Origin of the sequence: Rhodococcus sp. C-2, from assembly GCF_027854095.1 — a bacterium.
GTDB classification, from domain to species: Bacteria; Actinomycetota; Actinomycetes; order Mycobacteriales; family Mycobacteriaceae; genus Rhodococcus_F; species Rhodococcus_F qingshengii.
Genome location: NZ_JAQGFI010000008.1, coordinates 242916 through 256512, shown reverse-complemented (window position 1 = coordinate 256512; position 13597 = coordinate 242916). Strand labels below are relative to the sequence as shown.

The following is a 13597-nucleotide window of genomic DNA, read 5'->3' as shown; positions in this document are numbered from 1 at the left end:
TCCGTATGACGTGGATGGTTGTAGATGTCTTCTGAAGAAGTGCGTCCGCGTGTGCGTGGCACAGTGCGTCGCCGCATCGCTGCCGCTGTAGTCAGCTTCGCAACCGTCGCGGTGGTGACAGGAATGTTCACGACGCCGGTGGTTGCCGATTCGCCCAAGACGGTTCGGGTGGGAGCGTCGTCGAGCGGACTGACGCTCGACGGACAACCATGGTGGCCTACCGGGCTGAATGCTTATCAACTGGCCACTGATTGGTCGGTGAACTTCGGCTGTGGCGCCATGGTCGATCTCGATGCCTACTTCGGTTCTCTGCCACCGAACTCCGTCACGCGTTTCAACGCGTTCCAGGCGCTCGCGGTGAACAAGGTGTCCGGGGAGATGGATTTCGGCCCGATGGACGCGGTGTTCGACGCTGCGGCGCGACACAATCAGTTCACGATTCCGGTGCTCTCACCCCAGGACAGCGGGTGTGATGACGGGCTGTTCAAATCCAGGGACTGGTACACCGACGAGTGGAAGGTCGCGAACCTGATCCCAGGTCGAGCCACCATGAGCTTCCAGGACTGGATGCACACCGCCGTCGACCGTTGGAAGAACGAGCCTTCCGTCGCGGCGTGGGAATTGGTGGGGGAGCCGGAACCGAGCCTGTGTACCGATGCCGCCTGCAATTGGTGGACAAGAACGTGCCCGTCTGATTCCGCGCAGGTGTTGCGGGAGTTCTTCGACACGGCAGGCGCCGAACTTCGGGCGATCGATCCGAACACCCTGATCACGGCCGGATACGTCGGGGGCGGTCAGTGCGGCACCGCGGGTGACGACTACCAGTACGTGAGCGAGTCCGACTTCGTCGACGTTCTGCAGTATCACGACTACGGAGCAGACGGGGTTCCGCTTCCGGGCGACCAGTGGAACGGACTGGCGCGTCGCATCGAACAGGCCGCGAACGTCGGGAAGCCGTTGTTGGTCGCCGAGACAGGCGAATTGGCAGGCAGTTGTGAATCACTGGCGACCAGAGCCACGAATATCGAGACGAAGCTGACGGGGCAGAAGGTGGCCGGTACGGCTGGAGCTCTCCTGTGGGCATTCGTGCCGGATCCACGGCCGAACGAATGCACAATGGATATCGGGCCTGACGATCCACTCTTCGACGTGATTGCTTCACTGGCAAGTTAGGACACTGCTAGTAGTCCACTGGGAGTTCCATCCAGTGGGAGTATGGTCACGATTTGATAACAACCTGAATCTGGTGTTGTGGCGTGATGACCGTATTTCGTTCGTATTCAATGGTATTCAGTGGCATTCACCTGTGGATAACCGAACTTGAAGGCGGGTGAAGTCGCACGGGACCATCGATGCGACGCTTCCAGGACCTTCGTCCGGGTCGGCTGGGGACGGTCCGGTTGAGGTGCTGAGTTCGGAAGTTGTGTCGTACCTGTCTCTTTGGCCAGTTGCTACGTCCCGCCGTGGTCAACGTCGAAATACGATCACAACCGTTCGCCGCGGTAACGGGTAGTGCGCGGAGTGCGGCGTGCCCCTCGTGGAAGTGACATCGAGGGGTGGTGTGTAGCTCTCGCGCGCAACGAATTCCGAGTTCGAGTCAACTTGCGGCGGCATCGGCCGCCCGGTAGACCTTGTGCGCAGGCTGTACATGCGATGTGAGCTTTCGGTCGTCGAAATGAGGGGACGACCGCTGCATGCGCGTAACGGTAAGTGTGTGGAGCATCGTGTGAGCGGAGAGGTGAACGATGACTGGGTGCGCTGAACGGCCTTTCAAGACTGCTGTGGTGCCGGCTGCCGGGATGGGGACTCGTTTCCTCCCGGCCACCAAGACGGTTCCGAAAGAGTTGCTCCCCGTGGTCGATACACCCGGGATCGAGCTGGTCGCAAGCGAAGCGGCGCAAGCAGGCGCGGAACGTCTGGTAATTGTCACTGCGCCGGGCAAGGCATCGGTCGTCGGGCATTTCGTCGAGGACCTGGTGCTCGAGGGCAAGCTCGCCGCCAGCGGGAAGCACCATCTACTCGAGCGTGTGCGTCGGGCCCCGGGCCTGATCTCGGTGGAGCCGGTTGTGCAAGAGTCTCCGCTGGGATTGGGACACGCTGTCGGTCTGGTCGAATCGGTGCTGGATGCGGACGAGGACTCGTTCGCGGTGCTGCTTCCCGACGATCTGGTCCACCCCTGCGGCATTCTCGACGCGATGGCGAAGGTACGTGTCGAGCGTGGTGGTTCTGTGCTGTGCGCGTTCGACGTCGCGCCCGATCGTGTTGGGGCCTACGGAGTATTCGACGTCCAAACACCTGTGGAGGGCAGCGATCCCGATGTACTTGCCGTCGTCGGCATGGTCGAGAAGCCGGCTCCTGAGGATGCTCCGTCCACTCTCGCCGCGGCCGGACGATACCTTCTCGATCGCGCCGTGTTCGACGCGCTCAGACGAATCTCACCCGGGCAGGGTGGCGAACTACAACTGACGGATGCGATAGCGCTGTTGATCGCGGAGGGGCATCCGGTTCACGTCGTCGTCCATCACGGAACCCGCCACGATCTTGGTAACCCGGGAGGCTTTCTGCGAGCATCTCTCGACCATGCGCTCAGTCGCACCGAGTACGGACCGGAGTTGCGAGTCTGGCTCAAGGAACGATTGGATCAGCCGGATCCGCAGTTGACGTACTGAATAATGCCGTCCATGACAGCTGAGGTCGAAATATGTTTTGGTGCACGAGAATCTGCACCATGTTCGGCTAGCGCGTATGTGAATGTCGGTAGCCCGGATTCATTCACTTTGTCGGTCGATACCGCGTCGGGTGAGTTCGTCCACCAGGGACTGTGTCGAAATCGTCGCGACGATCGACGGTGGAGTCATCCCCGGCTCCGCTTCCTCAGAGGTCAGATAACCGGCGGCTACGAGGACCTCCATGATCGGAGCGTCGAAGACCTGACATGCCGTCCGCATCGTGTCCTGCGTGGGAGGGCGTTTAGCCGACAGCCATCGACTCAGCTCGGAAGGTCGAATCTTCAGCGCACGCGCAGCTTCCTGGATGTCGCCGAACGAGCGAAGTTCCAGTTGATTCTCGACCCATGCGGAGAAACCACTCATAGCGGTCATATTGCCTGAGCCGAGACGTATATGCCACTTCCTTTCGGCCACGAGTCGAGGACAATTGGATATCTGCCATGTCGTGGCAAAGTTTTGCGTCGACGATTCGCTTATTTGCAGTTACGCGACGTTGCCGACAGAGGATGACTTCTGCGCTGAGCGGGGATTATTCAGCCCGGCGTCGGCGAAGGGTGAAATCGAGGGTGAAATGCAAAAAATTCGATTGTCGGAAGCAGGAACTCAATGACAACGCCGAGTCAAGTCAGACCTCAAGGTCTTCGGAATGATGCCGCTTCGACGGCAGGGCGAACGGGCAGAATTCCTTTGTCGCCGACTACCGCCGTGTGGATGGCGATCGCGATCGCAGTTCCGATATACCGCTCGTTGCCCGGCGCCGTCACGCAGTTGTGGGCGATGGCAGTGCTTGCGGTCATCGTGGCGTCAGTAGCGCTGGGACGAGTTGCTCGGCCGCAGTTTGTCGGCGTCTGGTTGACCGCCGGCTACGCCGCTCTCGTCGCCACGGTAACAGCGACGCGTGGCAATGATATCGGCGGAAATCTTTATGTTGGAATCCAACTTTTCATAGTTCTCGGGCTCGGAATATTTGTGATGGTCGCCAATGTCCGGCGTGATCCGGGTTTTGTCAGGCGTGTATGCATTGCGTTCATAGCAAGCCAATCGGTTTCTGCTCTGGCCGCCGCTATCCAATTGGCCGGTTCATCCGTCTTCGGTTTCGGTGTTGTGAACGGTCGTGCTCCAGGTCTGGCAGGTCACCCGAACGTTCTGGGCATCATGTCCTCACTTGCGCTGATTCTGTGCCTGGGGGCTGCAGTGCGAAAGGTAGGAAATCGGGTCGTTCTGGTGCTGATCTCGATTGTGAACGCGGTGGGACTGCTGGCAACCGGTAGTTTGAGTTCGTTGTCGGCCTGCGCGATCGGATTGATCGTCGTGGCGATTTCTTCGCGAGTGAAGATCACCACCATCGTCAAGAGTTTTGTCGGCGCCTCTGTGCTCTTCTGGGTCGCAATCACCTACACCGAGTTCGGAAAGCACCTGGAGACGCCGGCCGATCGATACCTTCAGGTCACAGGGCAGACCAAAGCCGTCAGCACACTCGAGATCCGTAACGACACTTACGGATTCGCTTGGGATGCTATTCGCGCGCATCCGCTGTCCGGGGTGGGTCTGAACGCTGCCAATGCGGCCTCGTTCGACAACGTCACAGTCGTCCACAATGTGTTTCTACGGTCTTGGTACCAAGGCGGGGTGGTGCTTGCCCTGGCTGTGGGACTCATCATCTGCGCGACGGCATTGGTTGCGTTCAGATCGATGAAGTCCGGCAAGAACGCCGCCGCGGCCGGCGTGCTGGTCGCGATGATGACATTCGCACTGACGTCGGCATTTTTCGAGCAGGCGTACTACTGGCTACCGGTCGTACTCGCGTTTGCATGTCTTTCGGCCGGCAGCGATCGGACCGCAAGCTTCAAAGCTCAACCCGCGCAACAAGCGTTGATCGGGAATTGAGCTTACGTGTTCAAGCCATGGAAGGTCTTCTCCCAGTAAGACGGGTTGCGTATCAACTGATATGTGCCTTTGATGGCTGCGATGCTCATCAAGACCCAGTAAAGCGGAGCGGTCAGGCAAGCTATCAGCAGCATAGGATTTCGCGTCTCTCGGCATGCCACCAGGTTCATGTAAAGGACTGCGGCGTTACCGAATACGAGTGACACGAGGGCGGGAAAATAGACGTAGTTGGGAAACACGTCGTGGATGACCTCGGGCTGGCCGAGAATCCAACCCAGACTGATCAGCCAGAACGCCATGTTCAGTGTCGCCACAATGGGTGTCCCCGCCATCAAGATGGTGAAGCGTAGAAATCCGACCGTGCCGAGTCCGCGCCACAGTTTCACAGGTTGACGCATGTGAACCAACCAAGTCTGCAGGTAACCCTTGTACCAGCGTGAGCGTTGTCGGATCCAGTTGATCGTGTCGCTGTTGGCCTCCTCCAGCGTCGTCGAGTTCAGAACAGCGGTCCGGTAGCCGCTCTCCGCGATGCGAACTCCGAGATCTGCGTCCTCCGTGACGTTGAAGGGGTCCCAGGCGCCGATCTCGTCGAGCACACTTCGTCGAAGGTGATTGGACGTGCCTCCCAAAGGAATCGGTGACTGACTGCGCATCAGTCCTGGGAGGATGAAATTGAACCAGAGGGCGTAGTCGGCCGTGAACCACGCGGTCAACAAATTCTGAGTCCCGTTGTGAAATGCGAGTTTCGCCTGAACGCACGCGGTATTCGATGGAAGCTTCGCGAAGGTTGCCACCACACGGCGTAACTGGAGCGGATCCGGTGAGTCCTCGGCGTCGTAGATGGTGATTATCTCGCCCGTAGAGAAGTGCAATCCGTAGTTGCAGGCTTTGGGTTTGGTGCGCGGATCTGCAGCAGGGACCTTCAAGATACTCACCACGGCATCGACTCCGGCGGCAGTCGCCGCGTCGATGGTGACGGTGTCATCCTCTTCGAGGAGCAACAGCACCTGCAATTTGTTCGAGGGGTAGTCGATCGCACGCATAGCGGAAATCAGGTCTCCGACTACTTCCGGCTCGTTGTACGCCGGCACAAGGATTGTGTAGTGCGGTAGTTCTTCATCGGAAAGCGAGCTTGCCTCCTGATCGCTGATCGTCACGATCGAGGAGGCATCCAGACCTCGTGTGAACAGCACTAGGCGATCCACCATCGCCCATACGTACCCGAGCGTGCATGCCAATGTGAGAACGATGAGCGTGGGAGTAAGGAAGAAGACCAGACACACAACGGTGATCACGAGAATCAGGAACAGGATGTTGCGCTGCCACGGATAGAACGCAACTGATGCCGACGAAATCGGTTTACGCTCACGCAGTCCGTTCACAGCATCGTGGAGTGCAACTCGTTTGAATTCTTCGGAGCTTTCGTCCTCAACCGAGAGATCGGGATCTACCACTTCTGTGCCTCCACGACAAGCCTTCCGAGGGACTGGAGCATACCTAGATCCTTGTACTGAGATTCGCTGTCGACAGTAGATATCCTGCCTCTGAGTAGAACTGCCAAGGTGTTGCTTCCATTCGAAGCCATCGATGGTTTCGGTTCGGGGAACAAGGCATTCGGTTCATGATTGTCCACTGTCAAGAGTGTGACGCGTTGTGCGGCACCGTCGCCGCGTGTCCACACGAAATTGAGGTTGCTCCAGGTGAGTAGGAGGGAGTCGTCGACAACTGTGTACATTTCCGCGACAACTCCACGAGTCAACTCAACTCGTACGGTGGGGCTGACACGTGCGTTCTGGAGATCATAGGTTGTATTGCTCGGATAGACAGACAGAGTAGACGGGCGACGCACTTGAACAACGTCCATTTGGACGGTGCGTGGTCGCATCTGGGTGTCCCAGGCAGGGTTGGGTGTGTCAGCACGAATTGTCTGGCGAGTGAGTGCCGAGGTGGAACCGAAGTATTTTCTCGGCCAATCGTATTCGTCGGTTGAGATCTCACGCCAACCGGCGGGGACGATGAGGCGTGGATCAGCAGTCGCCGGCGGACCTACTGAGACCGGAACGCTCTGAGTGGTGGGCACTGGCGTAAAAAACATCACGATTGCCGCGGCGAACACCACCAGGATCGTCCAGTTGCTGGTTGACGTCGATGGATTCCGGAGCGGACGCTCGAACGGCTTCCATGACCTTCCACGTCGCTCGTACAGGTAGAAGAACCCGCCTACCAGTAACGCACTACCTATTGCTGGTAGCAGCTGGACGCTGAACAAGGGTGCAGTCGGGTACTGCCGCGAGAGGTAGTAGACCAAGGCAGCACCCAGGACGGACGAAGCGACGAACCCGGCGAATCCCCGTCTCCAGGTCCTACTGACGGCGATCGTCGTTGCGGCCGAGGCGACCAGCACCATGATGATGCTGTAGTCGAATCGCGTGCCGCCGAGTTCGGTCGCCAGCGTGCGGTAGATGAGCGGCGCCAGGACGATCGGAACAACCCAGATTGCCCAGTAGCGGTTCACCGGACGCAGCCCGAACATGAGAACCGCTGCGCTCCAGACAAATACCCATGCCGCGATTACATCGATATGCATCAATTCATAGTTCTCGGCAAAACGTGGCATGAGGAGTGCCTGTAAACCCAGAGAAACAAGTAAGCCGATACCACCGACAATCTTGTCCGTCTCACGGTCGTGGATCGGAAGGTCCGGGCCGCGTCGCAAATCTGTTCCGACGGCGGCTATCAGGCAGAGCAAAGGGAGGACAAAAACGTATCCGATGGCGGTACCGCTCGCGGTGCTCCTCCACAAATTGGTCCAGGTGGGCCAGAAAGCAAAGATTGTCGCGGCTGCAATCATCAGCCAACGTACTGTGAGGCGGGGGATAATTCCCGACTGCGTGCGTAGGTCGCGAATCTTCAAGATATGTAGTCCTATTCGAACTGGTCGTCCACTCCGGCTGTGTCGGCTGCAGCGAGGTTGTGTCAGCGAACCCGACTTTGGTCGACCTTACGTGATCGATCACAAGGTGCGAATCCGAGCACCGGCCGCTGCGGAACGGCCGAAGCGGGGCAGAAATCCCACATATTGAGACGAAGGAAAATTTTCTTTTCGGAGCTTGCTTGTTGCGAACTGGACGAGTGACCTGATCTTGTTTCGATGTTGAAGCCTGTATCAGCAAGGGCTGTAGGGCTATTCGCCTTCGAATTGCACATCGAATCGGCAATAGGGACCAAGATCCCTGCCGGGGACGTAGGTCCCCAACGGCGCAGGCACCTTATGTCGGCGAAAGTCATTGCGTTGGTTACCAATGGAAATGATCCTCTATTCAGGCCGTATCGGTAATGCGTTGCCCTGTGGCAACCGCCTACTGACGAGTAAGGTCCTTCGCTTTGCCGCACTTTCGTCGAAGTAACGCGATAGTTGCCTCTGAATCGATCTTTCGTTCTGTTGTTCCAGGCGCTCCGCCTCCGAACGGTGAGAGGCAAAGCGCTTGCGTTGCGGCCACATTGGAATAGGTAGGGGTGCGGGCGACTACAGGCCTGAACTGGGGCGACTTTGCGTTTGATCCTGCGCGCGGACAGTGCTGAAATGTAATCCACTCGGAGCGTGAGAGCGTTCCGATTCTCGAACAATTGCACTCTTCGGATCGAAGCGAGCAATTTGCTGTTCCAGTGGATTGCTCAAATCTGGTGAATCACGCTCAACACCTGTCAACGACACACGGATTCAACGACACACGGATTCCACGAATGAGGAAGGGACTGATCACGTGACGGCGCTCGACGTGTCCACACTGGGCAAGACCAAGCACACGCTTCCCCGCGCAGTGCCCGACCTCCGCCGCGGATCGACTTCTCGGAGGGAATGGGAAACGGCGTACCGCAGAAGGCTGTTCCTGGGCGATTCGGTGATCATCGTGGCGACGGTTTTCCTGGCTCAATGGCTGCGATTCGGTGGAGACAGCCGCGCAGTGAGCCCCGGAATCCTCGGGCAACTCAGCTACACCGGTGTGTCAATTGCATTGGCGGCGATGTGGTTATCGTCGTTGGGGATCTTTCGCACTCGCTCGATTCGTGTGATCGGCAGCGGACCCGAAGAGTACAGGCGAATCTTCGTCGCGACAGTTCGCCTCTTCGGACTCATTGCGATTGTCAGCTTGCTGTTGCAGTTGGACATCGCGCGGCTCTATCTGGCCTTCGCATTTCCTGTCGGTCTGACCGCGCTGATGGCGAGCCGCTGGATCTGGCGAAAGGTGATTGCGAGGAAGCGCTCGCGCGGCGATTTCCAGACGTCCGTCTTAGTCGTGGGAAGCCCGGTTGCAGTCAAGAAAATGGCCCAAACCTTCGAACGAGCTCCCGGTGACGGGTACCGGGTCGTGGGCGTCTGCCAACCCAGTCAACTAGGTCGTCGCGACAGAGTCATCGTGGTCGACGGCAACGAAATACCGGTCCTCGGGGACGAGCACGATGTGACCGACGCACTCGACTTGGTCGGAGCCGATGCGGTGGCGGTTACGGCGACGGAACACCTCGGCTACGACGGTATGCGGAAACTGGCCTGGGATCTGGAGTGTAAGGACGTCGATCTTGTTGTGGCACCGGGAATCCTGGATGTTTCCGGTCCGCGACTGTCGATGCGGCCGGTGGCGGGCCTTCCACTGATTCACGTCGAACGTCCGCGATACCACGGTGCTCAACGGTTCGCCAAGACAGCCTTCGACGTCGTTTTCGCATCTGTAATTCTCATTTTGATCAGTCCCGTTTTGATCGTGACGGCGTTGGCAGTCAAGTTCACCAGTCGGGGTCCTGTGCTCTATCGGTCGGAGCGAATGGGATTGGACGGGGTTCCCTTTCCGATGCTGAAGTTCCGATCGATGGTTCAGAACGCAGATACGCAGGTCGACAGCCTGCTGTCGGATAACGAGGGCGCCGGTGTCCTGTTCAAGATGCGTGACGATCCTCGGGTTACCAAGGTGGGGCGCGTCATTCGAAAGTTTTCGATTGACGAGTTGCCTCAGTTCGTCAATGTGCTCCGGCGCGAGATGAGCGTAGTTGGTCCGAGACCGCCGTTGAGGCGTGAGGTAGAGGCATACGACGGGGCCGTGAAAAGGCGACTGCTGGTCAAACCGGGTATCACCGGTTTGTGGCAGGTGAGCGGGCGCTCGGATCTTTCGTGGGAAGAAACCGTTCGGCTGGATCTGTCCTATGTCGACAACTGGTCGATGGTCGGGGACGTGATGATCGTCGTGAAGACGCTCAAAGCCGTAATGGCTAGTGACGGCGCATACTGATCCGTTCAGTCAGTCAGTCAGTCTTTCGTATTCGTATCGCGAATCCGATTCGCCATTCCCGGCGAACCCTGCCTGGGATCCGAAGTAAGGGAACTGCGCAATGCACACTGGCCAATCGGTGGTGCTCGATGAGAACTTTGGGGGAGCAGGCTCGATGTCATCAAAAAAATACTCGATGTATTTGGCGGTGATTCCAACGTATCGGAATCCGTGCATCGAGGTGTTGCGTGAGATGGAGGAAGGAAATCTCGATATTCTGGCTTCGGACTACGGGTTGGATTCCACGGTACGAACTGGAATCGACACGGATTTCTACGACCGCGTTCGACGGATCGGAATCTTCGGTGACAAGGTTCTTCTTCAGGTGGGTTCTTGGAAAAATCCGCTTTCAGCGTCCGTGACTATCCTGGATTTGAACCCCCGTAGTCTCACATCGTGGAGTATTTTGGTCCTTCGACGAATAGCGCGTCGCCGTACTCTTCTTTGGGGCCATTTGCATCCCAGGCAAGGTTCTTCGTCGAAGACGGCTTTCCTTCGGAGAACGATGCGCCGCTTGTCTCAGGGGACCATTCTTTACGGGTACGCCAGTGTGGTCCCAGCCAAGCTCGAGGTTCCAGGCCAACCAGTTTGGGTTGCACCCAATTCTTTGTACAAACGCGCTGACATCAACGCTGGTAACACCGGTGAATCGCGTAAATCAATTGTCTATGTCGGCCGATTGGTTGCCGAGAAGAACGTCGATCAATTGGTTCCGGCTTTCCACCAATCAGGCCTCGTCGACGAGGGTGCCGTGTTGGAAATCGTGGGTTTCGGCAATGCGGTGGAAACGATAGAACGGCAAATTCTCGATTTAGGTCTGGAAGAGTCCGTTGTGGTACACGGACGCATTGAAAGTCCGATCGAACTTGCTGAAATCTACGCACGCTCAATCATGTCGATCTCTCCCGGATACGTCGGGTTGAGTGTCACTCAGAGTTTGGGATTCGGAGTCCCGATGCTGTACCCCGAGGACGCCCCGCACGCCCCCGAGATCGAACTTGCTGCTGTCGGTCCTATGCAGAGTTACTCACCGACGACCGAGGAGTCGCTGGCTGCGGCGCTGCGAGACTACTTCTTGCATCTTGTCTCCAATCCCGTTCCAGCGGAGAAAGTTTCAGCGAAGGTAGGGGATCTCTATTCCGCCGAAACCATGGCATCGGGGATCTCTGCTGCGTTGCGAGGTCAGGTCGTCGAATTCGACAATGAGGGATGGCCCAAGGAGATGGTCGTACGATGAGCAACCGATCACGCCTACCGTCAGGTGTCAGGCGAGCCCTTCGCGGAATAATGAATGGACTCGCAATATCGAACGGGAATGTTTCAGTAGGGCGCGACTTCAACGCCGGCCGTGGAGCCATCATCAGTGCGCCTCACCGGCTGAATATCGGCGATAATGTCAGCGTCGGACCCCGAACCGTTATTCAGGTAGACGGCTCCATCGGATCCCACGTCATGATCGGAATGAACGTCTACATCGTGGGGCGCGAAGACCACGCGATCGACGAGGTGGGTATTCCGATGCTCGCGTCGACGTGGGTGGGGGACCGTCAGCCTGGTGCACGCGATTCTGTCGAAATTGGAACAGACGTATGGATAGGCGCCTGTTCGGTGATATTGAGCGGTGTGAAGATCGGTGACGGTGCGGTTATCGGAGCCGGTTCGGTCGTGACGAACGACGTCGAGAGTTTCTCGGTGAATGTCGGAGTTCCGGCACGGAAAGTCGCCGAACGATTCGAGAGTGACACGCAGAGAAGTGCACACCTGCAAGCTGTTCACGGACTGCCGTCCTAAGTTAGCTGAAAAGGGAAATGAGCACGATGGATAATCAGGGAAATAAAATCCTGATCGTGGGAATCAACTATTCTCCTGAGCCAACCGGTATCGCTCCGTACACGGAGGGTTTGGCAAATGCGATAGCGGATGCCGGTGCTGACGTCAGGGTAGTGACAGGGTATCCGCACTATCCATTCTGGCGAAAGATGGATGGCTTCTCAGGTCTGTCTTCCGTAGAGCAGTCAGAAAATCTGACGGTTCAAAGACTTCGTCATTACATCCCCCGGAATCCCAGCTTCCTGCGAAGAATTCTGATGGAGGCAAGTTTCGCTTTGAGGGCGACCTGGGCGACTCTTTTCCATCGAGCAGACCTCATACTGTGTTTAAGTCCTACACTTTTGTCCTCGGCGGCATTTGTCATCAGGACCAGGCTCCTTCGATCGCGCACACCCGTGGTGCTGTGGGTGCAGGACTTCTACGGACTGGGCGCGTCCGAGACCGGTCAGCTGAGCGGAGGCCTGTCGTCTCTCGTCGATCGAGCCGAATCCTGGATCTTGCGAAAGTCCGATCACGTCGTCGTGATCCACCCGCGGTTCGCGAAGCATGCGCAGGACAACCTCGGAGTCGACTCGAGCAGCGTCACAGTCATCAGGAACTGGACCCACCTGGATCTCTCCCAGTCTGCCTGCACCCGAGAAGATTCGCGAAAGCGATTGGGCTGGGGGCCGGAACAGAAGATAGTTCTGCATGCCGGCAATATGGGTGCAAAGCAAGGGCTCGAGAATGTGGTGAACGCCGCGCATTTACTTGGGCCGCGCCAGTCCGACATCAAATTCGTACTGATGGGGGATGGGAATCAGCGGGCCCATCTCGAAGAGCTGTCCGAGGGATGCACCGGGATCGAATTCATGGATCCTGTTGGCGGCGAGGACTTCACCGATGTGCTGCGAGCAGCGGACGCATTACTTCTCAACGAGTTGGCCGATCTTCGCAGTATGGCCGTTCCGAGCAAACTTACATCGTATTTCGCTTCAGGGGTACCTGTCGTCGCGGCTACATCTTCGGACAGTGCCTCCGGCGAGGAGATCGCCCTGTCCGGGGCGGGAGTACGTGTTGACGCCGGAAATCCGGAAGCATTGGTACGTGAAATAGAGATGCTGGTTTCCGACCCCGTCCGTGCCGCTCAACTCGCGCGAAACGGGGGGGAGTACGTGCACGAAACCTTGTCTCCCGGCTCTGCCACCACCGCGTTCGGTGACCTCTTCGACGGACTCATCAATCGAGACAGTTTGCCGACTCGACCGACGCAAGCCCGAGCGCGATGACACACCCGCAGCTCTCCCTCGGCGAATTCACCGGGGCAGGATACGACAAGGGACGTCCGGCATCAGTGCAGGTCGCCTGGCTCGCGGTGGCACCACTGTTCCGGGCCTGGTTCGTGCCGGCACGCATACGAGTTGCCATTCTCAGACTGTTCGGCGCTGAGATCGGTGATGGAGTCCTGATTCGGCACGGCGTGAAGATCCATTGGCCGTGGAAACTGTCGATCGGTGATAACACTTGGGTGGGTGAGGGAGCATGGATCCTCAATCTCGAACCGGTGAGTATCGGGTCGAACAGTTGTGTCTCGCAGGACGTCTTTCTGTGCGCGGGCAGTCACAGCAGACAGTCACGGACTTTCGAGTTCGACAACGGACCGATCGTCATCGGCAACGGAGTGTGGATTGCGGCCAGGTCCACAATTCTCCGCGGCACGTCGGTCGGTGACCACTCGGTTATCGGCGCAAATTGCCTTGTTACATCCGATGTTCCGGCGAGTTCGATCGTCCGCGCCCCGGTTTCGTCGATCGGACGACCATGAAGGGCGCACGACCGCGCTGCGAC

The 13597-nt window shown here is 57.9% G+C and carries 11 protein-coding genes; 8 read left to right on the top strand and 3 right to left on the bottom strand.

The features are described 5' to 3' along the window. The first annotated feature begins 24 nt into the window (after positions 1 to 24). Both PCS43_RS18935 and PCS43_RS18930 read left to right on the top strand, forming a co-directional pair. Positions 25 to 1173, top strand: a complete 1149-nt coding sequence (locus PCS43_RS18935; protein ID WP_209907879.1) for a cellulase family glycosylhydrolase — start codon at positions 25 to 27, stop codon at positions 1171 to 1173. A 572-nt stretch (positions 1174 to 1745) separates the two neighbouring features. Next, complete coding sequence (locus PCS43_RS18930) at positions 1746 to 2669, top strand: UTP--glucose-1-phosphate uridylyltransferase (protein WP_058038947.1); 924 nt, start codon at positions 1746 to 1748, stop codon at positions 2667 to 2669. A gap of 99 nt (positions 2670 to 2768) precedes the next feature. On the opposite strand, the gene PCS43_RS18925 is transcribed toward PCS43_RS18930, so the two are convergent. Continuing rightward, entirely contained in the window at positions 2769 to 3092 is a 324-nt protein-coding gene (locus PCS43_RS18925; protein WP_223304618.1) for a helix-turn-helix domain-containing protein, read from the bottom strand. 348 nt (positions 3093 to 3440) lie between these two features. On the opposite strand from PCS43_RS18925, the gene PCS43_RS18920 reads away from it, so the two are divergent. After that, positions 3441 to 4616 (top strand): O-antigen ligase family protein, encoded by a 1176-nt coding sequence (locus tag PCS43_RS18920; RefSeq protein ID WP_156423195.1) that lies wholly within the window; start codon positions 3441 to 3443, stop codon positions 4614 to 4616. A 2-nt stretch (positions 4617 to 4618) separates the two neighbouring features. On the opposite strand, the gene PCS43_RS18915 is transcribed toward PCS43_RS18920, so the two are convergent. Then, entirely contained in the window at positions 4619 to 6070 is a 1452-nt protein-coding gene (locus PCS43_RS18915) for a glycosyltransferase (protein WP_058038950.1), read from the bottom strand. Beyond that, positions 6064 to 7530 (bottom strand): hypothetical protein, encoded by a 1467-nt coding sequence (locus tag PCS43_RS18910; protein WP_223304619.1) that lies wholly within the window; start codon positions 7528 to 7530, stop codon positions 6064 to 6066. The genes PCS43_RS18915 and PCS43_RS18910 overlap by 7 nt, the downstream gene beginning before the upstream one ends. Positions 7531 to 8380: 850 nt before the next feature. On the opposite strand from PCS43_RS18910, the gene PCS43_RS18905 reads away from it, so the two are divergent. From PCS43_RS18905 to PCS43_RS18885, 5 genes are all read left to right on the top strand, one after another. Further along, positions 8381 to 9901: a sugar transferase gene (locus tag PCS43_RS18905; RefSeq protein ID WP_064443494.1), complete on the top strand. Its 1521-nt coding sequence runs from the start codon at positions 8381 to 8383 to the stop codon at positions 9899 to 9901. A gap of 100 nt (positions 9902 to 10001) precedes the next feature. Further along, positions 10002 to 11177, top strand: a complete 1176-nt coding sequence (locus PCS43_RS18900) for a glycosyltransferase (protein ID WP_082661466.1) — start codon at positions 10002 to 10004, stop codon at positions 11175 to 11177. Further along, entirely contained in the window at positions 11174 to 11731 is a 558-nt protein-coding gene (locus tag PCS43_RS18895) for an acyltransferase (RefSeq protein ID WP_020968744.1), read from the top strand. Before PCS43_RS18900 ends, PCS43_RS18895 begins: the two co-directional genes overlap by 4 nt. A gap of 17 nt (positions 11732 to 11748) precedes the next feature. Next, positions 11749 to 13038: a glycosyltransferase gene (locus PCS43_RS18890; protein WP_075832469.1), complete on the top strand. Its 1290-nt coding sequence runs from the start codon at positions 11749 to 11751 to the stop codon at positions 13036 to 13038. After that, positions 13035 to 13574 carry a DapH/DapD/GlmU-related protein gene (locus tag PCS43_RS18885; protein ID WP_064443236.1) on the top strand — a complete coding sequence of 180 codons (540 nt, stop codon included), beginning with the start codon at positions 13035 to 13037 and terminating at the stop codon, positions 13572 to 13574. The genes PCS43_RS18890 and PCS43_RS18885 overlap by 4 nt, the downstream gene beginning before the upstream one ends. The last annotated feature ends 23 nt before the right edge of the window (positions 13575 to 13597 follow it).

What these genes read in the sequence shown, in the direction of transcription:
- PCS43_RS18885 (WP_064443236.1), top strand. Translation starts at nt 13,035, where the DNA reads ATGACACACCCGCAGCTCTCCCTCGGCGAATTCACCGGGGCAGGATAC.
- PCS43_RS18900 (WP_082661466.1), top strand. Translation starts at nt 10,002, where the DNA reads ATGCACACTGGCCAATCGGTGGTGCTCGATGAGAACTTTGGGGGAGCA.
- PCS43_RS18925 (WP_223304618.1), bottom strand. Translation starts at nt 3,092, where the DNA reads ATGAGTGGTTTCTCCGCATGGGTCGAGAATCAACTGGAACTTCGCTCG.
- PCS43_RS18895 (WP_020968744.1), top strand. Translation starts at nt 11,174, where the DNA reads ATGAGCAACCGATCACGCCTACCGTCAGGTGTCAGGCGAGCCCTTCGC.
- PCS43_RS18930 (WP_058038947.1), top strand. Translation starts at nt 1,746, where the DNA reads ATGACTGGGTGCGCTGAACGGCCTTTCAAGACTGCTGTGGTGCCGGCT.
- PCS43_RS18935 (WP_209907879.1), top strand. Translation starts at nt 25, where the DNA reads ATGTCTTCTGAAGAAGTGCGTCCGCGTGTGCGTGGCACAGTGCGTCGC.
- PCS43_RS18920 (WP_156423195.1), top strand. Translation starts at nt 3,441, where the DNA reads ATGGCGATCGCGATCGCAGTTCCGATATACCGCTCGTTGCCCGGCGCC.
- PCS43_RS18890 (WP_075832469.1), top strand. Translation starts at nt 11,749, where the DNA reads ATGAGCACGATGGATAATCAGGGAAATAAAATCCTGATCGTGGGAATC.